This window comes from Algibacter sp. R77976, assembly GCF_044594645.1.
Taxonomy (GTDB): Bacteria; Bacteroidota; Bacteroidia; order Flavobacteriales; family Flavobacteriaceae; genus Algibacter_B.
This window is the reverse complement of record NZ_CP138989.1, coordinates 1,366,997-1,389,018: the sequence shown is the minus strand read 5'-3', so window position 1 is coordinate 1,389,018 and position 22,022 is coordinate 1,366,997. Positions and strand designations below refer to the sequence as shown.

Below are 22,022 nucleotides of genomic sequence, written 5' to 3'. Positions count from 1 at the left end.
TCAACACCCTAAGAAATTATTAGTGATTAAATTGAGGACTTCATATCATTTGGAGTCCTCATTTTTTTTAATACACTTAAAATCTATCCATTACATGATATTTATCATAGTCTATGCTTTATACTTCTTTTAATTTTAAAGGGTATTTATTTGAACGACCTTTAGGTTTTAGTCAAAAAAGGAATCTTGTTAAGGTCTACGTAATTAGAAATTTCCAAAAATCGTACTTAGGTAGCTTTTTGTGAATTTTATTTAATAAGATAACTTTATTATGAAGAAAAAATTTCCAAAACTAATTTGTGATGCTAATGAAGCGGTTGCAAGGGTTGCGCATAAAACCAATGAGGTTTGTGCCATCTACCCTATCACTCCAGCATCACCAATGGGCGAACATGTAGACGTGTATAGCTCCAAAGGACAAAAAAACATTTGGGAGAATGTCCCAAGAATTGTAGAAATGCAAAGTGAAGGAGGTGCTTCAGGAGCTGTTCATGGTTCGCTGCAAGCAGGTGCCTTAACAACTACATTTACAGCATCACAGGGATTGTTACTAATGATTCCTAACATGTATAAGATGGCAGGAGAGTTATTACCATCCGTAATTCATGTCGCAGCAAGAACTATTGCAACACATGCATTATCAATCTTTGGTGATCATTCAGATGTTATGGCGGCAAGACAAACGGGGTTCTCCATGTTATTTAGTGGTTCTGTACAAGAAGCACAAGATATGGCATTGATTTCTCAAGTTGCAACGTTAAAATCAAGAATACCTTTCATGAATATTTTTGATGGCTTTAGAACCTCTCACGAGATTTCTAAAATTGATGGTATTACCGATGATATTATAAAAGACATGATGCCAGAAGACGATATCATGGCTCATAAAAAAAGATCGTTAGATCCAGATAATCCAGTAATAAGAGGTACGTCTCAAAACCCAGATGTATTTTTTCAAGCAAGAGAAGCTGCAAACCTCTATTATTATAAAGTTCCCAGTATAGTAGAAAAAACAATGGATGAATTTTATAAACACACAGGTAGAAAATATAGCTTATTCTATTATGTAGGGCATCCTGAAGCAGAAAAAGTAATTGTAATTATGGGTTCTGGTCAAGGTCCTGTAATGGAAGCTGTTGACACCATGGTTAAAAATGGTGAAAAAGTTGGTGCTATTATAGTACGTTTATTTAGACCATTTTCAATCAACCATTTTGTAGATGCACTTCCAGAGACAGTTAAACAAGTTGCAGTTTTAGATAGAACAAAAGAACCTGGAAGCTTAGGTGAGCCTCTTTATCAAGATGTTGTTACAGCTTTTGTTGAAAGCAATAGAGTAATGCCGGAAATTATTGGTGGACGTTACGGATTGTCTTCTAAAGAATTTGATCCTGCAATGGTTAAAGCTGTTTTCGACGAGTTGGATGAAAAAGAACCATTAAACCACTTTACGGTTGGTATTAATGATGATGTAACTTACAGAAGTTTAGATGTTGGCGACCGATTAAAAACTGTTAAAAATACCTTTAATTGTATGTTCTACGGTTTAGGTTCTGATGGTACAGTTGGTGCAAACAAAAACTCTATTAAGATTATTGGTGAAACAACCGATAACTATGTACAAGGTTATTTTGTTTACGATTCTAAAAAAGCAGGTGCTCAAACCGTTTCACATTTACGTTTTGGACCAGACCCAATTTATTCAACCTATTTAATTCATAAAGCAAATTTTATTGCTTGTCATCAATTTAATTTCATTGAAAAATATGACATTTTAAAGAACATCAAAAAAGGTGGAACATTCTTATTAAACTCTCCTTTTGATAAAGATGAAATTTGGAATATTCTTCCTAAAAAAATGCAAGAAGAGATTGTAGAAAATGAAGTGGAATTTTACGTGGTTGATGCCACTAAAGTTGCTCATGAAGCTAAATTAGGTAAGCGTACAAATACCGTTTTACAAACCTGTTTCTTTGCGATTTCTGGCGTACTTCCAAAAGATGAAGCAATTCAAAAAATTAAAGAAGCCATTGTAAAATCGTATTCTAAAAAAGGAGATGCTGTTGTTCAAATGAACTTTAATGCCGTTGATAAATCATTAGAAAATCTTCAACAAGTTGATTATCCAAAACAAATTACAAGTGATACAGAATTGAAACCAATGATGACTGGTACTGATGATTCTTTTGTAAAAGAAGTTTTAGGTAAAATATTAGCTGGAAAAGGAGATGAACTTCCAGTAAGCGCATTCACAGTAGATGGAACGTTCCCTACAGGAACAACTCAATTCGAGAAACGTGGTATTGCAGATCAAGTTCCAGTATGGGATGGTGAAGACATCTGTACACAATGTAATAAATGTGTTGTAATTTGTCCGCACGCAGCCATTAGAGCTAAAGTAGTTTCTAAGGAAAAATTGGCAGGCGCACCTTCTACATTAAAATCGGCTCCAGCAATAGGTAGACCATTTAACAAAGAAGCAGAATCGTATGTACTACAAGTATCTGCACAAGATTGTACTGGTTGCGACCTTTGTGTTGAGGTTTGTCCTGCTGTAAGTAAAGAAGACCCAGACTTTAAGGCAATAAACATGCATAGCAAACTTAAAGTTGAAGCCGCAGAAGATCCTAATTGGGATTATTTCATCAATTTACCTGATTATGATAGAACAGAATTAAACATCACCAATGTAAAAGGATCTCAGTTCCTTGAACCATTGTTTGAGTTCTCTGGAGCTTGTTCTGGTTGTGGTGAAACACCATATATTAAATTACTAACTCAATTATATGGAGATAGTATTTTAATCGCCAATGCAACAGGGTGTTCGTCTATTTATGGTGGTAATTTACCAACAACGCCTTATAAAACCAATAAGTTTGGTAGAGGACCAGCTTGGGCAAATTCATTATTTGAAGACAACGCTGAATATGGTTTAGGAATGAAATTAGGATTAACTAAAAAACAGGAAATTTCTGAAAACCTATTAAAAGGATTAGAAGCAGAAGTTGGTACTGAATTAGTTGATGCTATTTTAAACAACCCCGAAAAAACGGAAGCAGAAAAAGAAGAAAATTTTGCAAACCTTGATAAACTTAAAGCTAAACTATCAACTATTGATACACCTGAAGCTAAAAAACTATTACAATTAACAGAGTACTTGCGTAAAAAATCTGTTTGGATTCTTGGTGGTGATGGTTGGGCTTATGACATAGGTTATGGTGGTGTGGATCACGTATTAGCCTCTGGAGAAAACATCAATATTATGGTGTTAGATACTGAGATATATTCTAATACTGGTGGGCAAATGTCTAAAGCAACACCAATAGGCGCAAGTGCTAAATTTGCTGTATCTGGTAAACGTACTAGCAAGAAAAATTTAGCCTTACAAGCTGTTTCTTATGATAACGTATATGTTGCTCAAATAGCAATTGGAGCGAAGGATTTGCAAACGCTTAAAGCCATTGAAGAAGCTGAAGCTTATGATGGACCATCATTAATTATTGCTTACTCACATTGTGGTGACCATGGTTATAATTTAAAAGATGGAGCAATTCATCAACAAAAAGCGGTTGAAACCGGTTATTGGCCATTATTTAGATTCGATCCTTCTAAACCAAAAGGTAAGAAGTTTAGATTAGACTCTAAAGCACCATCTGCACCACTTGAGGAATTTATGTATAAAGAAACTAGATTCTCTAGAGTTGTTAAAGATGATGCCGAATTAGGAGCTAAACTTCTTAAACAAGCACAAGAAGAAGTTGATTCTAGATGGGAACGTTTAGAACTTCATAGAGGTATGTAAATACCCTTAAGGTTATGCTTTAATTTAAAAATCATTCTACATGTAACTAATTACATGTAGAATGATTTTTTTTATTGGCAAATTATAATTTACCAGCGAAATTTTGGTGTTAACTTAATGCGGACTTAAATGTTATGCATCAATATTAATAACTTGTTCTATCTGTGGCGCATACTTTTTGATAGTCATTTCTACACCAGATTTAAGTGTCATTTGATTAACACTACAACCTACGCATGCTCCTTGCAGCTGTACTTTTACAAGTGTATCGTTATCTTCTATAGACAACAATGAAATATCACCACCATCACTTTGTAAAAATGGACGAATTTCTGCTAAAGCAAACTCTACTTTTTCTCTTAACTCTTCTGAAGTCATATTTTATTTTTTAACTGCCGAACATCCAGCCATGGTTGTAATTTTAATAGCTTCGGTTGGTGGCAAATCATCGTTTCGTCTTACCACTTCTTGAACCACATTCTGAGTTAATTTCTCGAATGCTTGTTCTAGCGGCGTTCCTGTTTGCAATGCTGCTGGACGCCCAACATCACCTGCTTCTCTTATGCTTTGTACCAATGGCAATTCACCTAAAAATGGCACCTCTAAATCTTCAGCTAAATTTTTGGCACCTTCTTTTCCGAAGATAAAATATTTATTATCTGGCAATTCTGCAGGTGTAAAATATGCCATATTTTCAATAATTCCTAATACAGGTACATTTATACTTTCTTGTTGAAACATGGCTACACCTTTTTTAGCATCGGCCAAGGCCACATTTTGTGGCGTACTTACAACAACTGCGCCTGTAATTGGTAACGATTGCATGATGCTTAAATGAATATCGCCAGTACCTGGAGGTAAATCTAGAAGTAAAAAATCTAGTTCTCCCCAATGGGCATCAAAAATCATTTGGTTTAATGCTTTTGCCGCCATTGGTCCTCGCCAAACTACCGCTTGGTCTGGTTGTGTAAAAAACCCGATTGACAATACTTTAACACCGTAATTTTCTACCGGTTTCATTTTAGACTTCCCTTCTATGTTTACTGCTAAAGGTTTTTCGTTAGCAACATCAAACATAATAGGAATTGATGGTCCATAAATATCGGCATCTAAAACTCCTACTTTAAAGCCCATTTTAGCTAAATTTACTGCTAAATTTGCTGTTACAGTAGATTTCCCTACACCACCTTTACCAGATGCTATAGCCACTATATTTTGAATACCAGGAACGGGTTTCCCTTTAATAACATTTACTTTGGGATTAGCTGGCGCTTCAACTTTTACATTTACCGTAATCTTTGCCTTTTCATAAACCTGCTCATGAATGGTTTTAAGAATATCGACCTCAGTACGTTTTTTAGCTTGTAAGCTTGGGTTTTGAATTGTAATATCAACAATAACCTCATCACCAAAAGTGATCACGTTTTTTACTGCACCGCTCTCAACCATATTTTGCCCCTCACCAGGAACAGTTATACTTTCAAGTGCTTTTAGTATGTCTTTTTTATCTAGCTTCATAGTTAATCTAAAATCTGTTTCAAAAGATCCCAATTTAGCATCAGGATTAATTCAATTATTATAGTTTCATTCACTTCATTTTCTAGACTATGAAATTCACTAATTAAGAATCATTCTAAGAGCAAATATAAGCAATAAAGCTTGAAGACAGAAGCTGGAAGTTAGAAGTTTTATTGATATGATTATTTATTTTTCTTATTAATAATTAAGTCCAAAAACGGCATAGTTTGTGTGACATGATAACTCTAAATTTTGATCCTTTAAATTATGAAAAAAACGATGCTTTCTTTTTTAATTATAATTGTTTCTAACGTGTTATATGGTCAAGGAAAAATAAAAGATGCTGAGGATAGTTTAAAAAAAACTGAGCAGTCAATTAATAGCCATACGCAATCCACTTACTCAAACAACTCAAGCGATTCTGATAGTGATATTTTAACCGATATTGTTCGTGGTATTGTTGCTCCAATTTTTGCATATACAGCTTATGGTATTGCTGTTGAAAGTCCGTTTGAAACAAACAACAAATCGCATAATGCGTTTTTAACGAAGTACCCTTACAAAAATTCTAATACAGGAAACTACTCTTATAATTGGAATGAAGACAGCGAAATATTAACAACCACATTAACGAGTCGTTTTATTTTTGAAACCAATAGATTATACGGAAACCATCTTAATGCCGACATGCGTTTTCTTAAACGTTTGGGATTAGAATTTGACTACCTTCAACTTTGGGAAGAAAACAATAACTTCGACACCAATAAATTAGCCATTTACACAGCATTAGCCAAATATAATCGTGTACGAACAGAACGGTTTAATGCGTATTGGGGCATTGGCGCTGCGTATATTGATGGAGAAGTAAATGCATTAGGTTTTACTTATGGTTTGGGAGCTGAATGGTTTTTTGTAAAACCTTTAAGTTTAGAGTCTAATTTTAATCAAATATTGGTTAATGATAATACGGTAAACAAATTTAATGCGCTTTTAAATTTCCATAGAAAACAATATAAGTTTTCTGGAGGCTATGAAGGTTTAAAAATTGGAAGTGTTGGTTTTTCGAATGTGAGTTTGGGGATTGGAGTTTCGTTGTGATTTGTGTAGTTTACAAAAATTAAGACATATTTACAACTCCTTAGAAGGATCCCAATACACATTTTCTAAATTCTGGATTTGATTTTCTACAACCTCTATACCTTCACTTTCTAAAAGCTGCTGCATGAGGTTTGTACCATCAAAATGATGTTTACCTGTTAATAAACCTTTTCGGTTTACTACGCGGTGTGCTGGCACATCTTTATTATGCGATCCATTCATGGCATAACCTACCATTCTTGCACTTCTTGCCGCGCCTAAATATTTTGCAATTGCGCCGTAACTCGTTACTCGCCCAAAAGGAATTAGTTTGGCAATTTCATAAACTTTATCGAAAAAATTAAGCGTTTCTGGCTTCATTTTATAAATCTTGAATCATGTTAATTATAGTTACAATCGAAATAACCCCAGTAATTCCACCTATAATTCGGTTCATGTTTTTTTGAGAAGTAAATGTTTTGCCCTTTATTTTATCAAAAAAGAAAATATACATGTAAAGCGTAACAAAGGTTCCGGTTACGGCACCAATAACATAAGCCATTATACTGGTTTTCTCGAACGTCATCCATCCATAAGAGGCTAAAGTAATGGTCATATAGGCTTGGTAAGGAATTGGAAACACATTAATTGCAGACAACAACATACCTTGAAAAAACCTGCTATGTTTACTCTTTATTTTAGGCTCTATTTGCTGTTTAGGCTCTGACTTTGCAATGAATAGAAAATAAATTGTTATTAATATAAAAAGCACTAATGCTACAGCTCTTAATATCCCGATAACTTCTGGATGCATGCTTAAATAGCGCGCAAAAATACTGGCTAGATAGGTTTGTGCAAAAACAATAACACAAACCCCTGCAGAAAACACAATACCTCTAACATGACCTTCTTTTAAGCTTATTTTGGCCGCCGTCATGTTTAATAATCCTGGCGGAATTACACCAATCATGGCGAAAAACAAACCTATAAAAAAGACAAAAGTTATGTTCACTATTATTTAATTTTGAATCTAATATAGGTAATTGGTTTGTTTTGCTCTAAATATTGCGACTCATAAAAGGTTTGAATGCTTGTTACTTCTTCTGGGCTACCTTCTTGCTTGTACACATTATGGTTTGCATATAGCACCTCGTGTCCTGCCCCGTGTAGTAAGCCAAGTGTATAACCGTGCATAAATTCGCTGTCGGTTTTTAAGTTCACAACACCGTCGGGTTTTAGGATTTGTTTATAGCGTTCTAAAAACACAGCATTTGTCATTCTATGTTTTGTGCGCTTATATTTTATTTGCGGGTCTGGAAAGGTAATCCAAATTTCATCGACTTCGTTTTCTGCAAAAGCGTGATCGATTAACTCAATTTGAGTACGCAGGAAAGCTACATTTGGAATATTTTCTTCAATGGCTGTTTTGGCTCCTCTCCAAAACCTTGCTCCTTTAATATCGATACCTACAAAATTTTTGTCTGGGTATTTTTGAGCTAAAGCTACCGAGTATTCGCCTTTACCACAACCTAGCTCTAAAACTAACGGGTTATTATTTTTAAAAACGGCTGTCCTCCAGTTTCCTTTTAAATTGAAATTAGATTCTACCAACGCTTCTCTTGATGGTTGAAAAACATTCGAGAATGTTTCGTTTTCTTTAAATCTTCTGAGTTTATTTTTACTTCCCAACTTTATTAACGATTTCTTATTATTACTTTATTTTTGGTAAAAGTAGAGAATTTCTAGAAACAAAATCCTCTGCTTTTAGATTCCCGTTTTTACGGGAATGACATTTTTAACGGAAACCCGAGAAAAAAATCTCGAGGGCGTTTCTTAATATTAAGGAAATATACCCGAGCCATAATATCTTATCTTTGAATTTAGCAAAAAAGTGCGTGAGGGATAGAGGCATTTGTTGAAGCTCTTTTTGTGTTGTTGCACCTATGCAACACAAAAAAGCGACTGCCGAAAGCCCGACCCTTGGGGCACGCCCAAATTTTTATTAATGAAAAAACAAATTTTAGTGGCGCCTTTAAATTGGGGACTTGGACACGCTACGCGTTGCATACCTATAATTAATGCTTTAATAAGCGAAGGGTTTACACCAATAATTGCTAGTGATGGTGTTGCATTAGCACTTTTAAAAAAAGAATTCCCACGTCTTTCGACTATAGAATTACCTTCGTATAACATTACTTATAGTAAAAACGGCTCCCTTTTTAAACTGAAATTACTTAAGGATTCACCTAAGTTGCTAAAGGCGATTAAGGCAGAAAAAAAGGCTATTAAAGCTGTTTTAGAACTTAATGATATTGTTGGGATTATTTCTGATAATAGATTAGGGGTTAGAAGTAAGAAAGTGCCATCGGTATTTATTACGCATCAATTAAATGTTTTAAGTGGCAATACAACTTGGTTAAGCACAAAAATGCATCAGAAAATTATTAAAAAATTTGATATGTGCTGGATTCCTGATGCCGATGGAGATACTAATTTAAGTGGAAAACTAGGGCATGTAACAAATTTTGATGTACCTATAAAATACATTGGCCCACTTAGCCGATTTAATAAAACTAAAGCTGAAATTAAAAACAACTTAATGGTTTTGCTTTCTGGGCCCGAACCACAACGTACTATGCTTGAAGAAAAATTGCTTTCTGAATTAAAAGATTACTCTGGAAAGGTAGTTTTTGTAAAAGGGGTTATGCAGAAAGAACAAACCATACAGGTTTTAGGAAACATGACTATTTATAATTTCATGACTTCTAACTTACTTGAAAAAACTATAAATGAGAGTGCATTAATACTGTCTAGATCTGGCTACACAACCGTTATGGATTTGGCAAAACTTAACAAAAAAGCTTTTTTTATACCTACGCCTGGCCAATTTGAACAAGAATATTTAGCAAAACGACTTACCGAAATGCATTTGGTACCAAGCTGTAAACAAAAAGATTTTAACTTAAGTAAACTGGATGAAGTTAAAGCTTATGACGGTTTAAAAGCTTTTAATTTTGATGTGGATTTTAAAGTATTATTCGATCTTTTCTAAAGTAAAAGAAAACTCGCTACCTACGCCAAACTCGCTTTCTACATATATTCGTTCTTGATGCGCTTCTATAATATGCTTTACTATGGCTAGCCCTAGACCAGAACCACCTTCTTTTCTTGAGCCACTTTTATCAACACGGAAAAAACGCTCGAATAAACGCGGTATATACTCTGCACCAATACCTTCGCCATTATCGGTAACACGAACAATTACTTTATTTTTAATAAGGTTTTCTATACTAACCTCTGTAGTTCCTTTCTCGCTACCATATTTAATAGAGTTAACCATTAAATTGGCCAATACTTGCTGTATACGCTCTTTATCTGCATTTACCATTATTGGTTCAGGGTAATCCCTATCAAAGGTTAAGGTTATTCTTTTTTTGTGGGCTTTCATCTCCAACATATCGAATACATTTTCAACCAACTCAACAATATTAAACACTTCCATATTTAAACTTAAATCACCTACTTCTAATTTGGTAATCATGTCTAAATCATTAATTATATAACCCAATCTCTCGATGCCTTTACTAGCTCTTTCAAGGTATTTTTTACGAATATTTTTATCATCCATGGCACCATCAAGCAATGTTTCTATGTAGCCTTGTACGGTAAACAATGGTGTTTTTAACTCATGCGATACATTACCTAAAAAATCTTTTCTGTAAGCTTCCCTAACTTTTAAAGTTTCTATTTCAATTTTTTTATCTCTAGCAAACTTATCAATTTCTTGAGTTAGCGTTTGCATATCGGTAGTGATTGGTCCTTTAGCTAAACTAACCGATTCTAGAAGTGTTAAATCATCATAGATTTTTTTTACGCGTTTGTAAATAAAACGTTCTACGCTATACTGAATTATTAAAAAAGAAAAGACAAAAACACAAACCGAAAACAGTAATGGATAATACCATTCAAGACTATTTAAGTAATACAAAAAAACACTCAATAAGAGTGTTGTGTATAATGTGATGTATAATGCTGCACGTACAGCAAATCGATATGATTTTTTAAATTTCGCCTGCATTTAATCAACAAACTTGTAGCCTACACCTTTTATGGTTTTAAAGCTTTTATCACCTAGTTTTTCACGAAGTTTTCTGATATGAACATCTATAGTTCTACCTCCAACAACAACTTCGCTACCCCAAACATTATCAAGAATCTCGTCTCTTTTAAAAACTTTCCCTGGTTTGGATGCTAGTAAAGATAATAATTCAAATTCTTTTCTAGGTAAAATAATCTCTTTTCCTTTTGAAACAATTTTATATTCATCTCTATTAATAACTAAGCTACCTACTTTTACAGTATTAGCAACATCTTCTTCTTTAAAACGTCTTAAAAGTGCCTTAACTTTACTTACTAAAACTTTTGGCTTAATGGGCTTTGTTATATAATCGTCTGCACCTGCATCAAAACCAGCTACTTGAGAATAATCTTCTCCTCGTGCCGTTAAAAAGGTAATGATTGTATTTTTTAAATCTGGTATTTTTCTAATTACCTCACAGGCTTCAATACCATCCATTTCGGGCATCATAACATCTAAAATAATTAAATGCGGTAGTTCTTTTTTAGCCTTCTTAACACCTTCTTGTCCGTTTTCGGCTGTAATAACTTGATACCCTTCGTTTGATAAATTATAGCCAACTATTTCTAAGATATCTGGCTCATCATCAACCAGTAATATTTTAATATCCTTCTTTTTCATTATTTAATAGGTGTATTTATTAAGGTAAAGATAAAACTAAAAACACAATTACATTAATATAGCAAAATTAATAACATTATGGTAACAAACACTTTACTTGAAGATAAACTTTCGACAAATTACTATAATCTTTAACAGTATTTTGGCATCAAATTTGCAGCAATATAATACCTTTAAAAAACCAAATCGGAGTGTATGAAAAAAGTTTACTATTTATTCTTATTAGTCGCTATAACATGTTTTTCATCTCAAAATATAGATGCTCAAAGTCATGTTAATAATCCCTCTGCGCAAACAACTATTGAAGGGTTATCAATTTACCCAAACCCTGTTAATAGTGAAAGCCCCATAATTAACATTGCATCAAAGCGAAGTTTAATTAAACAAATTGAAATATTTGATGTTTTAGGAAAACAAGTACTTACTACTGTTTTATCTGGTAGAGAATTAAATGTTTCTAATTTAAGAAAAGGCGTTTATATTTTAAAAATTATTGAAAATAACATGAGCGAATCTAGAAAGCTTATTATAAAATAATAGTTTTAAATAATAGTTTTAAAAGCGTTATCATTAGGTAACGCTTTTTTATTTTACATACTTTTGCAGTATGATTTTCGAACATGAAATTTTTAATACTAAAACACCTGAAGCGTTTGAAGACCTAGCGCTTCAAATCTTTAAATTTCAATTTGAAAATAATAGAGTTTACAGATCTTTTTGCGATTTACTTTACAAACACCCTAGCGAAGTAAAAACACTAAAAGATATTCCGTTTTTACCTATTCAGTTTTTTAAAACACGAGATGTTCTGAGCTCTAAAACTCCAGTAGAAAGGATTTTTACTAGCTCTGGAACTTCTGGAACGGAAACTAGCAAACACCATGTAACCGATTTAAATATATACCACCAAAGCTATACTAAAGGTTTTGAGCAGTTTTATGGTAAGATTGAAGATTATGTTGTTTTAGGACTGCTACCTTCTTATTTAGAACGAGATGGCTCTTCTTTAATCTACATGGTAGATAGTATGATAAAAACTTCTCAGCATCCTGAAAGTGGATTTTATTTAAATAACCTTTCTGAATTAAAAGACACTTTAATTAAACTAGACGCCGAAGGAAAAAAAGTATTACTAATTGGTGTTTCTTTTGCTTTATTAGATTTGATTGAATCTTTTCAATTCAAATTAAAAAACACCATAATCATGGAAACTGGTGGTATGAAAGGTAGACGAAAAGAATTAATTAGAGAAGAGCTACATAATACATTAAAAAAAGGTTTTGGTGTAGACCACATACATAGCGAATATGGTATGACCGAGCTTTTAAGTCAAGCCTACTCTAAAGGCGATGGTATATTTAATTGTCCTCCTTGGATGCGCGTTTTAACTCGTGACACTGAAGATGCCTTAACACTTCAAAATACAGGAAAAACTGGCGGATTAAACGTTATTGATTTAGCCAATATTAACTCTTGCTCTTTTATAGCTACTCAAGATTTAGGCACAACGAATAATAATGGGTCGTTTGAAGTAATTGGTCGATTTGATAACTCAGATATTCGAGGATGCAACCTTATGGTTCTATAATTTGTAAGGTCTCATCTGTTTATAGACTTATTATAAAAAATCTTTATGAAAAGTTTAATCCTATTATTTCTAGTAACCGCTTCGTCTGTATCAGCCCAAACCATAGACTACAACTTAAAAAAAGGTTTTGTTGCAAATGGTTATGACGTTGTTGCGTATTTTAATAATGAAGCTATTGAAGGAACCAAAAAATTCACAACATCTTTTGATGGCGTTAAATTCAAATTTTCATCAGAAGAAAACTTAGAAGCATTTAATAAAAACCCTGAGAAATACACACCTCAATACGGTGGTTACTGCGCCTATGCTATAGCTTTAAAGAACGAAAAAGTATCAATTAACCCAAAAACATTTCTTATTAAGGAGGACAAGCTTTACCTATTTTATAATGCTTGGGGTACAAATACTTTAGATTTATGGAAGAAAGGAAACGAAGCTATTTTAAAAGAAAAAGCCGATACCAATTGGGAGTACTTAAAGCTTGAAAAATAATTACAAACTTATGTAAGTTTTAAAAAAAGGTAACGACTAAATTATTGCTAAGAAAAAGAAAGATTAATTTTTTAGTTGATTGGTTAAACATAAAGCCTGAGTTTTAACTCAGGCTTTATTATTTTTTCACACTATTTGTAATACAAAATAATTCTTTTTCCCTCTTTGTAAAAGCACAAACTTATTATTAATAAGATCTTTTTCTGAGATACTATAATCGTCTTTCACTTTCTCTTTATTTACAGAAATAGAGTTTTCTTTTAATGCTCTTCTAGCTTCTCCGTTAGATTTTAAAAACCCTCCTTTTTCAGCTAATGCCGCAATGATATCTAATCCGTTTTCAATTTCAGATTTATCTATTTGAGTTTGTGGCACACCATCAAAAACATCTAAAAACGTTTGTTCGTTTAATTGCTTTAAATCTTCACTAGTAGATTTTCCAAAAAGAATACTACTGGCTTTTATTGCGTTATCTAAATCTTCTTTAGAATGAACCATAACTGTAATTTCTTCAGCTAAACGCTTTTGTAACACTCTTAAATGTGGTGCCTCTTTATGCGTTTCAATTAATACGTTAATTTCATCTTCATTTAAAAACGTAAAGATTTTGATATATTTTTCGGCATCCTCATCACTAGAATTAAGCCAATATTGGTAGAATTTATATGGTGAAGTTCTGTTAGCATCTAACCAAACATTTCCTCCTTCAGATTTTCCAAATTTAGATCCATCAGATTTTGTAATTAACGGGCATGTAATTGCAAAACCTTTACCTCCAGCAACTCTTCTAATTAATTCAGTACCGGTTGTAATATTTCCCCATTGATCACTACCTCCCATTTGGATAGAACAATCTCTTTCTTTGTATAGATGAAGAAAATCATATCCTTGCACCATCTGATAAGTAAACTCTGTAAAACTCATCCCTTCAGATGCATCAGATGAAATTCTATTTTTAACAGAATCTTTCGCCATCATATAATTTACAGTAATATGTTTACCAACATCACGTATAAATTCAAGAAAAGAGAAGTCTTTCATCCAATCGTAATTATTTACAAGTTCAGCAGCATTAGACGCATCACTTTCAAAATCTAAAAAGTGTGCTAATTGTGCTTTTATTGATTCTTGATTATGACGCAATGTTTTTTCATCTAGCAAATTACGTTCGTTAGATTTCCCTGAAGGATCACCAATCATTCCTGTTGCACCACCAACCAAAGCTACTGGCTTATGCCCGCAACGCTGATAATGCGCTAAAAGCATAATAGGCACAAGGTTTCCTATGTGTAAAGAATCTGCAGTAGGATCGAAACCTACATAAGCACTTCGCATACTTTCCATTAAGTGTTCTTCTGCTCCTGGCATCACGGTATGTATCATGCCTCTCCAAGTTAATTCTTCAACAAAATTCTTTATCATTCTTCTTATATATTTACAAAACTATGCAAAGATAAAAATACAGGTATAATTACTTAGGGATTCTTAATAATTCTTTAATTGAAAAATTACTCCTCTGAATTTATGAAGAGGTTTCTATTGAAATTGTCATTCCCGTAAAAACGGGAATCTAAGTAATAAATATTTCAATAGAAATTAAAACTAACTCTTTTAATATTTATTACTTTAGTTGCATGATTTTAGTAACAGGAGGAACAGGATTAGTTGGAGCGCATTTACTTTACAGACTTGTTTTAGAGAACAAGAATGTAAAAGCTATTTATAGGACAGAACGTAAAATTGAAAACACTAAAAATGTATTCGCTACTTACACTAAAGATTATATTGAGCTTTTTAATAAGATAGAATGGGCACAGGCAGATCTAATAGATGTCCCAGCACTTTCTGAGGCTTTTAATGGTATTACTCATGTTTATCACTGCGCCGCATTTGTATCATTTGAACCCGACAAATATCAACTTTTACGAAAAACTAATATTGAAGGTACAGCAAATATTGTAAACCTTAGCATCTCCAATTCCATTACAAAGCTTTGTTATGTAAGTTCTATTGCTACTTTAGGCAACACTTTAAACAATGAAATAATTAGTGAAGAAACCAATTGGAATCCAGAAGATGATAATAGTGTGTATGCTATTACAAAATATGGTGCCGAAATGGAAGTTTGGAGAGGTACGCAAGAAGGACTAAATAGTGTTGTAGTTAATCCTGGTGTTATTTTAGGTGCTGGTATTTGGCATTACGGTACCGGAGGTTTGTTTAAAAAAGCTAGTAAAGGTTTGAAGTATTATACTGCTGGAACAGTTGGCTTAGTTGCTGTTGAAGATGTTATATCTATTATGATGAAGTTAATGGAGAGCACTATTATAAATAAACGCTTTGTTTTAGTTGCCGAAAACTGGACTTACAAAGATTTTCTACAAGCCTTGGCTAAATCTGTTAATGCAAAAATCCCTAAAAAACTCGCCAAAAGCAACTTATTAAGTATTGGCTGGAGATTAGATTGGCTAAAACATAAATTAACTGGCAAGAGAAGACAATTAACGAAACATATAGCTATGTCTTTAACTTCAGAGAAACAATATAATAGCGAGAAAATAAAAACAGCTTTAAATTATAAATTTAAAGCTGTTAATGAAACTATTGATGCTATTGGAAAAGACTATCAGAAATAGGCTCTAACAAACTTTCTAATTCTTCAACGCTTTCTTCGAAAAACGCATTATCTTCAACTAAAGAATCCTTTTTTATAAGATTTTCAAGACCTAAAGAGTCTTTATTTTTCTTGTTTTCTTCTAATAACTGATTTAAAGAATCTGCCTCTCTTTTCGTTTTTTCTTTCCACTCTTCGGCTTCAATAGTTTTTAGTTCTTCTTTTAACTCTAATAAACTATCAGCTAACCTGGTGTAAATCTCTTCATATTCTTCCATATGAAATGCATAATAATCATTACTTAAAGCAAATTGTAAACTATCAATATTATGCTTTTCATAAACGTAAGTCTTAAAATCAAGACCTGCATCACGCATTATAATTTTGTTTTTTGAATTTGCAGTAGTAATTAGTTTAGCATCAATTAAAATATCGACCATTTTATCCTTAGAAATTAAATTCTTAGGTTTTTTTGGACCGTTTATTTTTTTACATGCTACAACAGTAAAAATTAATACAACAACTACTATAAATCTTTTTAAAATCATCTATTAAAAGTTAATCGCCTAGCTGCTTTCACATTACTAAACTTAGCATTATGAAATACTAAGGTACCATTTAAAAATGTATGCGTTATTCTTGATTTAAACGTTGCGCCTTCGAAAGGAGACCAACCACACTTATATAAAATATTATCTTTTGTTACCGTCCATGGGTTATTTAAATCTACTAAAACCAAATCTGCAAAATAACCTTCTTTTATATAACCACGTTTTTCAACTTGAAATAAAATCGCAGGATTATGACACATTTTTTCAACTATTTTCTCTAATGAAATTTTTCCTTTATGATACATTTCTAAAATAGCTGGCAACGCATGTTGCACTAAAGGACCACCAGAGGGTGCACTTGTATAAACGTTATCTTTCTCCTCTATAGTATGTGGCGCATGATCTGTTGCAATTACATCTATTCTATCGTCCAATAAAGCTTCCCATAATTGATCTCTATCTTCTTTAGTCTTTACTGCTGGGTTCCATTTAATTAATGTGCCTTTTTTATCGTAATCTTCATCAGAAAACCATAAATGATGAATACAAACCTCGGCCGTAATTTTCTTTTCTGCTAAAGGAATTTTATTAGTAAACAAGGCCGTTTCTTTTCCTGTAGACAAATGAAAAACATGCAATCTTGCTCCTGTTTTTTTAGCTAATTCGATAGCTGTTGATGAAGATAAGTAGCATGCCTCTTCACTTCTAATTATTGGATGATATTTAACAGGAATATCATCTCCAAATTTTTCAAAATGCTCTTGAAAATTCTTCTTTATAGTAGCTTCGTCTTCACAATGTACAGAAATTACCATATCTGTACTTTTAAAAATTTTCTCTAAAACATCTGGGTTATCAACTAACATATTTCCTGTTGATGACCCTAAGAATAATTTTAATCCAGCTACAGTTTTAGAATCTACTTTTAGAATTTCATCTAAATTATCATTAGTACCGCCAAACATAAAAGAATAATTAGCTAGCGATGTTTGTGCAGCTATTTCAAATTTATCTTCCAACTTCTCTATAGTTGTTGTTTGTGGGTTGGTATTTGGCATTTCAATAAACGATGTAATACCACCAGCAATTGCTGCTTTAGATTCGGTTTCTATATTTGCTTTATGAGTTAATCCTGGTTCTCTAAAGTGTACTTGATCGTCTATAGCGCCTGGTAAAAGATACTTTCCTTCGGCATCATAAACCAAGACATCTGCAGATTTTGGACTTATAGACTCTGCAATTTGCTTTATATGCTCACCTTCTATTAATACATCACCACTAAAAATAGTGCCTTCATTAACTATTTTAGCATTTTTTATTAGTGTAGTAATCATTTCCATACTTTTATTTTTTAAATAAACTTTTCAACTTCATTGAGATAACCCCGAAAATAGCTTCCGAAATAATTCCAGAACTTAATTTTGACTCGCCTTTTGTTCTATCGGTAAAAATAACAGGAACTTCAACAATATTAAACTTTTTTAAATAAGCTTTAAACTTCATTTCAATTTGAAATGCATACCCGATAAACTTAATTTTATCTAAATTAATAGTTTCTAAAACCTTTCTATTATAACACACAAAACCAGCTGTAGCATCGGCTAAAGACATTCTAGTAATAAACTTAACATATTTAGATGCAAAATAAGACATTAGTAACCTTTTCATGTCCCAATTAACAACATTAACTGTATTATTAATGTACCTTGAACCAATAGCCATATCTGCACCCTGTTCTGCACATGCGCTATAAAGTCTAATAAGATCATTCGGGTTATGAGAAAAATCGGCATCCATTTCAAAAATATAATTATAACCTTTCTCTAAACTCCATTTAAACCCATGAATATAGGCTGTCCCTAAGCCAGATTTTTCTTTACGAACCTCTAAAAACAGTTTTTCAGAAAATTCCTTTTGAAGGGCTTTAACCTTTAAAGCTGTTAAGTCTGGCGAATTATCATCAACAATAAGAATATGTAAGGTAGGCGATTGAGAAAACACAGCTCTAATTATGGCTTCAATGTTTTCAATCTCATTATATGTTGGAATAATTACAACAGTATTAAGCATATTTCTTTTTTGTTGAAATCCTTTTAAATTTTTAGCAAATGTACATTAATCGGCGTTTAAATATTTTAAATATTTCTTAATAATACACCTTAATGTTAAAAATTATAATAATTTTATGGCATGCTTCGTCACATTATTTCAAACGAAATATTTACCATCTTATTAGTTATAAGCTTAGTTATTGTAGCTATAGCTAAATTAACAGCTCCAAAACGATTTGATGACTTTATTTTAGTACTTGGAAACGACAAATACCTTAAAATTTACTCTAGAGATCAGAAATTTTTCGACAAGTTTGACGCCTTATTGTTTGTTAACTTAGTAATCTCTGTTTCTGTTTTCTGTTTTATCACCTACAAACAAATTAATGAAACCAATATTATTTCGAGTAATACCATGTTTAAACTAACCTTTAGTATTGGTATTTTTATATTAATTAAAGTACTTATAGAACGCTTAATTGGCAGCCTTTTTGAAATTGATAAGCTTATTGATCAATATATTTTTAAAAAAATAAGTTTTAAAAATTATTTAGGTATTTTATTATTACCTGTAAACGCCTTACTACTCTACAGCTTCAAGCCAACGTTACTTTTAATTTATGGTATTATTTCCTTATTATTAATTATAAATATTATTGGCTTAATTAGTTCTTTTAAAACACATCAAAGTTTAATAAAACACAACTTGTTTTATTTTATTTTGTATCTTTGCGCTCTCGAAATCGCACCCTATATCATTTTATATAAGGTGTTTATTTCAAATTAAAAGAACAAACGACCCGCGCTTATGAAAGTGAAAACCATTTTAGTATCTCAACCAGAACCTAAAATAGAGAACTCGCCCTACTTCGATTTACAAGAAAAGCAACGTGTAAAAATTGATTTCAGACCGTTTATTCATGTTGAAGGAGTCTCAGCTAAAGAAATCAGGCATCAAAAAATTGATTTAAGTGATTATACTGCTATTATTTTAACGAGTAGAAATGCCGTAGATCACTTCTTTAGAATTGCTGAAGAAATGCGATTTAAAGTTCCAGACTCCATGAAGTATTTCTGCCAGTCTGAAGCGGTAGCTTATTATCTTCAAAAATACGTGGTTTATAGAAAACGTAAAATTTATGTTGGTAAACGTACGTTTGCTGAATTATCACCATTAATTAAAAAGTACAAAGACGAAAAATTCTTACTACCAAATACAGACAAAGTAAAACCTGCTGTCCCTAATACACTTGATGCTTTAGGGATAAATTGGAAACAAGCTACATTTTATAGAACTGTAGTTAGCGATTTATCTGATTTAGCTAATGTATCTTATGATGTTTTAGTCTTTTTTAGTCCTTCTGGAATAGAATCATTATTTCAAAATTTTCCGGACTTTAAACAAAATGAAACTAGAATAGCTGTTTTTGGAAATACAACCATAAAAGCTGTTGAAGATAAAGGATTGCGCGTTGATATAGCTGCTCCAACCCCTGAAACACCTTCGATGACTATGGCTTTACAAAAATATATTGAAAAGGCAAATAAGGGAAAATAAGACTTTATTTAATAAATAAATTAAAAAGGGATGGTTTTACAAAATCATCCCTTTTTGTTTATATTAAACTCACCTAACACCAACAACAATATAACAGAACCATTCACCATAACATAGCGTATAACAGCCTAACAACTAGAAACAAAAACGATAATTTATAACAATTGACCTCTAATTTATTATCAATACTTTAACTATTTTGTATTATTGATTACATTTCATTAACCATATATTTATACGGCTGGCATCTCTTTAGCATTACCTTTATTTCTAATGCCTTGATTCCCTCCTTTAATTTAACTAAAATAGCAACTAAATCCTTAAAAAAACACTATGTAGTTTCCTTTAAAACGTCATGAAAAAAGTACTTCTAAATACATATTATACTTTCCTTTTTATCGTGCTTGTTTGCTTTACAACAAAAACACATAGTGCGGTTTTATTTGATACTATACCTTTATTTAATGAAGCAATTCATAGTAATATAAATAATAATGAAAACTCAAAAATAAATTTAATTCCTCCGACTTGCACCCGACTTAGAATACCATCTAACGGTGACACTAATGTTTCTGTTAGCACAAATTTTACATGGGATTTTATTGAAGAGGCCACAGGATACAAAATAACTATTGGCACATCCCCTGGTGAAGGGGATATTTTAAATGCTTTTGATGTTGGCAATTCAACAATATATAACCTACCTGTCAACTTACCAGGAAACTCTAATATCTCAGTCATTATAACTCCTTATAATGACGATGGCGATGCCTTATCGTGTAATGAAGAATTTTTTAGCACCGGAAATTCGCTGTTAGAACTCACCTGTACTCAATTAACCCAACCTTTAAATGAAGCAAGAAATGTATCAGTTGAAACCGATTTATCTTGGTTACCGGTTCCCAATGCCACAGGATACAAATTAACTATTGGTACATCACCAGGCGCAACTAACATATTAAACAATTTTGATATTGGAAATACGACAACCTACAATCTATCAGGAAACTACCCTGCAAACACAAGTATATCTGTTACCATAACGCCTTACAACTTAACTGGAAATATTACTGGTTGTTCAGAAGAATATTTTATGACAGGACGTTCTGCCTTTGCACCAAATTGTACAACTCTTTCCATACCAATGGATAATGATACAGACGTTATTTTTAATACCGATATAACATGGCTTACAGCTCCTGATGCCATAGGGTATAAAATTAATATCGGGACAACTTCTGGAGGAACCAATATTTTAAATAATTTTGATATAGGTGATACTAATAGCTATAATCCAACTATAGATTTCCCTGGGAATACACGTATTTTTGTAAATATAACACCATATAATGAACAAGGTAATGCCATAGATTGTAATGAAGAAAGCTTTACAACTGGAGAAGTTTTTCCTGTTCCTAGGTGCACAAATCTAACGTTACCATTGGCTGGTGCGTCTCAAGTACCAGTAGGTACAGATTTAAAATGGATTCCTGTTACAGATGCCACAGGCTATATATTAACCGTAGAAACTTTTACAGAGAATATTGATATCTATAATCGATTTGACGTCGGTAATATTACACACTATAATATACCAGGAGATTTACCTGAAAATACCAAAATCTATGTTATAATAGAACCTTACAATTTAGCTGGTGAAGCCATTGGTTGTAGTGAAGAAATTTTTACCACAGGAAAAGCAGGTATACATTTACCTCCAAAATTCTTTACCCCTAATAACGATGGCATCAATGATTTTTGGATCACACCTAACCCAATAAACCGAATAGCTAGCGTTAATATTTACAACCGTCGAGGTAAACTTTTGAAAAATATAACTCAAATTGAAAAAGGCTGGGATGGTACATGTAATGGCAGCAAATTACCAACAGACGACTACTGGTACCAAATAGTTTATAATGACGGTGAAACTTTACTAGGACATTTTAGTTTAAAACTTTAATTTATCTTAGGGGCAACCTCAGATAGATTAAAAAATTGAATATAAAAAA

At 32.4% G+C, this 22,022-nt stretch carries 21 protein-coding genes; 10 read left to right on the top strand and 11 right to left on the bottom strand.

Annotated features, from left to right (window positions below; all coding sequences use genetic code 11):
* Positions 1-271: 271 nt before the first annotated feature.
* Entirely contained in the window at positions 272-3,802 is a 3,531-nt protein-coding gene (gene nifJ / locus SJY43_RS05985; RefSeq protein ID WP_396602937.1) for a pyruvate:ferredoxin (flavodoxin) oxidoreductase, read from the top strand.
* Positions 3,803-3,934: 132 nt separating this feature from the next.
* On the opposite strand, the gene SJY43_RS05980 is transcribed toward nifJ, so the two are convergent.
* Complete coding sequence (locus tag SJY43_RS05980; RefSeq protein WP_396602936.1) at positions 3,935-4,180, bottom strand: NifU family protein; 246 nt, start codon at positions 4,178-4,180, stop codon at positions 3,935-3,937.
* Positions 4,181-4,183: 3 nt separating this feature from the next.
* Positions 4,184-5,320: a P-loop NTPase gene (locus SJY43_RS05975; RefSeq protein WP_396602935.1), complete on the bottom strand. Its 1,137-nt coding sequence runs from the start codon at positions 5,318-5,320 to the stop codon at positions 4,184-4,186.
* 267 nt (positions 5,321-5,587) lie between these two features.
* On the opposite strand from SJY43_RS05975, the gene SJY43_RS05970 reads away from it, so the two are divergent.
* Positions 5,588-6,418: a hypothetical protein gene (locus tag SJY43_RS05970; protein ID WP_396602934.1), complete on the top strand. Its 831-nt coding sequence runs from the start codon at positions 5,588-5,590 to the stop codon at positions 6,416-6,418.
* A 30-nt stretch (positions 6,419-6,448) separates the two neighbouring features.
* Here SJY43_RS05970 and SJY43_RS05965 read toward each other — a convergent pair whose 3' ends face one another.
* The 3 genes from SJY43_RS05965 to trmB are packed head-to-tail and all read right to left on the bottom strand — an operon-like array spanning position 6,449 to position 8,086.
* Complete coding sequence (locus tag SJY43_RS05965) at positions 6,449-6,778, bottom strand: MGMT family protein (RefSeq protein ID WP_396602933.1); 330 nt, start codon at positions 6,776-6,778, stop codon at positions 6,449-6,451.
* Between the two features lies 1 nt (position 6,779).
* A complete protein-coding gene (locus SJY43_RS05960; RefSeq protein ID WP_396602932.1) occupies positions 6,780-7,409 on the bottom strand; it encodes a LysE family transporter in 630 nt (209 codons plus the stop codon).
* Between the two features lie 2 nt (positions 7,410-7,411).
* The gene (trmB, locus tag SJY43_RS05955) at positions 7,412-8,086 is read right to left on the bottom strand and encodes a tRNA (guanosine(46)-N7)-methyltransferase TrmB (RefSeq protein ID WP_396602931.1); all 675 of its coding nucleotides are present in this window, start codon (positions 8,084-8,086) and stop codon (positions 7,412-7,414) included.
* 316 nt (positions 8,087-8,402) lie between these two features.
* Between trmB and SJY43_RS05950 the strand changes: the two genes are divergently transcribed.
* Positions 8,403-9,449 carry a glycosyltransferase gene (locus tag SJY43_RS05950; protein WP_396602930.1) on the top strand — a complete coding sequence of 349 codons (1,047 nt, stop codon included), beginning with the start codon at positions 8,403-8,405 and terminating at the stop codon, positions 9,447-9,449.
* Here SJY43_RS05950 and SJY43_RS05945 read toward each other — a convergent pair.
* Together SJY43_RS05945 and SJY43_RS05940 are read right to left on the bottom strand one after the other, a co-directional pair.
* Complete coding sequence (locus SJY43_RS05945; protein ID WP_396602929.1) at positions 9,432-10,475, bottom strand: sensor histidine kinase; 1,044 nt, start codon at positions 10,473-10,475, stop codon at positions 9,432-9,434. The two genes, SJY43_RS05950 and SJY43_RS05945, sit on opposite strands and share 18 nt — an antisense overlap.
* Positions 10,476-11,156 carry a response regulator transcription factor gene (locus tag SJY43_RS05940; protein WP_396602928.1) on the bottom strand — a complete coding sequence of 227 codons (681 nt, stop codon included), beginning with the start codon at positions 11,154-11,156 and terminating at the stop codon, positions 10,476-10,478.
* A 195-nt stretch (positions 11,157-11,351) separates the two neighbouring features.
* Here SJY43_RS05940 and SJY43_RS05935 point away from each other — a divergent pair, with 195 nt between their 5' ends.
* The 3 genes from SJY43_RS05935 (at position 11,352) to SJY43_RS05925 (ending at position 13,236) form a co-directional block, all read left to right on the top strand.
* Positions 11,352-11,693, top strand: coding sequence for a T9SS type A sorting domain-containing protein (locus SJY43_RS05935; RefSeq protein ID WP_396602927.1), 342 nt, complete (start codon positions 11,352-11,354; stop codon positions 11,691-11,693).
* A gap of 70 nt (positions 11,694-11,763) precedes the next feature.
* Positions 11,764-12,744 carry an acyl transferase gene (locus tag SJY43_RS05930; protein WP_396602926.1) on the top strand — a complete coding sequence of 327 codons (981 nt, stop codon included), beginning with the start codon at positions 11,764-11,766 and terminating at the stop codon, positions 12,742-12,744.
* Between the two features lie 45 nt (positions 12,745-12,789).
* Positions 12,790-13,236 (top strand): YHS domain-containing (seleno)protein, encoded by a 447-nt coding sequence (locus SJY43_RS05925; protein ID WP_396602925.1) that lies wholly within the window; start codon positions 12,790-12,792, stop codon positions 13,234-13,236.
* 126 nt (positions 13,237-13,362) lie between these two features.
* On the opposite strand, the gene tyrS is transcribed toward SJY43_RS05925, so the two are convergent.
* Positions 13,363-14,658, bottom strand: coding sequence for a tyrosine--tRNA ligase (gene tyrS, locus SJY43_RS05920; protein WP_396602924.1), 1,296 nt, complete (start codon positions 14,656-14,658; stop codon positions 13,363-13,365).
* 212 nt (positions 14,659-14,870) lie between these two features.
* Here tyrS and SJY43_RS05915 point away from each other — a divergent pair, with 212 nt between their 5' ends.
* Complete coding sequence (locus SJY43_RS05915; protein WP_396602923.1) at positions 14,871-15,872, top strand: NAD-dependent epimerase/dehydratase family protein; 1,002 nt, start codon at positions 14,871-14,873, stop codon at positions 15,870-15,872.
* Here the strand turns inward: SJY43_RS05915 and SJY43_RS05910 are convergent.
* Genes SJY43_RS05910 through SJY43_RS05900 form a run of 3 tightly spaced genes read right to left on the bottom strand, consistent with a single transcriptional unit; the run spans position 15,847 to position 18,471 of the window.
* Positions 15,847-16,398 carry a DUF4296 domain-containing protein gene (locus SJY43_RS05910; protein WP_396602922.1) on the bottom strand — a complete coding sequence of 184 codons (552 nt, stop codon included), beginning with the start codon at positions 16,396-16,398 and terminating at the stop codon, positions 15,847-15,849. The two genes, SJY43_RS05915 and SJY43_RS05910, sit on opposite strands and share 26 nt — an antisense overlap.
* Positions 16,395-17,735 carry a dihydroorotase gene (locus tag SJY43_RS05905; protein ID WP_396602921.1) on the bottom strand — a complete coding sequence of 447 codons (1,341 nt, stop codon included), beginning with the start codon at positions 17,733-17,735 and terminating at the stop codon, positions 16,395-16,397. The genes SJY43_RS05910 and SJY43_RS05905 overlap by 4 nt, the downstream gene beginning before the upstream one ends.
* A 10-nt stretch (positions 17,736-17,745) precedes the next feature.
* Entirely contained in the window at positions 17,746-18,471 is a 726-nt protein-coding gene (locus SJY43_RS05900; RefSeq protein WP_396602920.1) for a polyprenol monophosphomannose synthase, read from the bottom strand.
* A 120-nt stretch (positions 18,472-18,591) separates the two neighbouring features.
* Between SJY43_RS05900 and SJY43_RS05895 the strand changes: the two genes are divergently transcribed.
* The 3 genes from SJY43_RS05895 (at position 18,592) to SJY43_RS05885 (ending at position 21,973) form a co-directional block, all read left to right on the top strand.
* A complete protein-coding gene (locus tag SJY43_RS05895) occupies positions 18,592-19,239 on the top strand; it encodes a DUF4271 domain-containing protein (protein WP_396602919.1) in 648 nt (215 codons plus the stop codon).
* 21 nt (positions 19,240-19,260) lie between these two features.
* Positions 19,261-20,010, top strand: a complete 750-nt coding sequence (locus tag SJY43_RS05890) for a uroporphyrinogen-III synthase (RefSeq protein ID WP_396602918.1) — start codon at positions 19,261-19,263, stop codon at positions 20,008-20,010.
* A 355-nt stretch (positions 20,011-20,365) separates the two neighbouring features.
* Positions 20,366-21,973, top strand: a complete 1,608-nt coding sequence (locus SJY43_RS05885) for a T9SS type B sorting domain-containing protein (RefSeq protein ID WP_396602917.1) — start codon at positions 20,366-20,368, stop codon at positions 21,971-21,973.
* Positions 21,974-22,022: the final 49 nt, after the last annotated feature.

Bases quoted from the DNA above. Each gene is read 5' to 3' on its own strand.
- nifJ (WP_396602937.1), top strand. From the start codon at position 272: ATGAAGAAAAAATTTCCAAAACTAATTTGTGATGCTAATGAAGCGGTT.
- SJY43_RS05980 (WP_396602936.1), bottom strand. From the start codon at position 4,180: ATGACTTCAGAAGAGTTAAGAGAAAAAGTAGAGTTTGCTTTAGCAGAA.
- SJY43_RS05975 (WP_396602935.1), bottom strand. From the start codon at position 5,320: ATGAAGCTAGATAAAAAAGACATACTAAAAGCACTTGAAAGTATAACT.
- SJY43_RS05970 (WP_396602934.1), top strand. From the start codon at position 5,588: ATGAAAAAAACGATGCTTTCTTTTTTAATTATAATTGTTTCTAACGTG.
- SJY43_RS05965 (WP_396602933.1), bottom strand. From the start codon at position 6,778: ATGAAGCCAGAAACGCTTAATTTTTTCGATAAAGTTTATGAAATTGCC.
- SJY43_RS05950 (WP_396602930.1), top strand. From the start codon at position 8,403: ATGAAAAAACAAATTTTAGTGGCGCCTTTAAATTGGGGACTTGGACAC.
- SJY43_RS05945 (WP_396602929.1), bottom strand. From the start codon at position 10,475: ATGCAGGCGAAATTTAAAAAATCATATCGATTTGCTGTACGTGCAGCA.
- SJY43_RS05940 (WP_396602928.1), bottom strand. From the start codon at position 11,156: ATGAAAAAGAAGGATATTAAAATATTACTGGTTGATGATGAGCCAGAT.
- SJY43_RS05935 (WP_396602927.1), top strand. From the start codon at position 11,352: ATGAAAAAAGTTTACTATTTATTCTTATTAGTCGCTATAACATGTTTT.
- SJY43_RS05930 (WP_396602926.1), top strand. From the start codon at position 11,764: ATGATTTTCGAACATGAAATTTTTAATACTAAAACACCTGAAGCGTTT.
- SJY43_RS05925 (WP_396602925.1), top strand. From the start codon at position 12,790: ATGAAAAGTTTAATCCTATTATTTCTAGTAACCGCTTCGTCTGTATCA.
- tyrS (WP_396602924.1), bottom strand. From the start codon at position 14,658: ATGATAAAGAATTTTGTTGAAGAATTAACTTGGAGAGGCATGATACAT.
- SJY43_RS05915 (WP_396602923.1), top strand. From the start codon at position 14,871: ATGATTTTAGTAACAGGAGGAACAGGATTAGTTGGAGCGCATTTACTT.
- SJY43_RS05910 (WP_396602922.1), bottom strand. From the start codon at position 16,398: ATGATTTTAAAAAGATTTATAGTAGTTGTTGTATTAATTTTTACTGTT.
- SJY43_RS05905 (WP_396602921.1), bottom strand. From the start codon at position 17,735: ATGATTACTACACTAATAAAAAATGCTAAAATAGTTAATGAAGGCACT.
- SJY43_RS05900 (WP_396602920.1), bottom strand. From the start codon at position 18,471: ATGCTTAATACTGTTGTAATTATTCCAACATATAATGAGATTGAAAAC.
- SJY43_RS05895 (WP_396602919.1), top strand. From the start codon at position 18,592: ATGCTTCGTCACATTATTTCAAACGAAATATTTACCATCTTATTAGTT.
- SJY43_RS05890 (WP_396602918.1), top strand. From the start codon at position 19,261: ATGAAAGTGAAAACCATTTTAGTATCTCAACCAGAACCTAAAATAGAG.
- SJY43_RS05885 (WP_396602917.1), top strand. From the start codon at position 20,366: ATGAAAAAAGTACTTCTAAATACATATTATACTTTCCTTTTTATCGTG.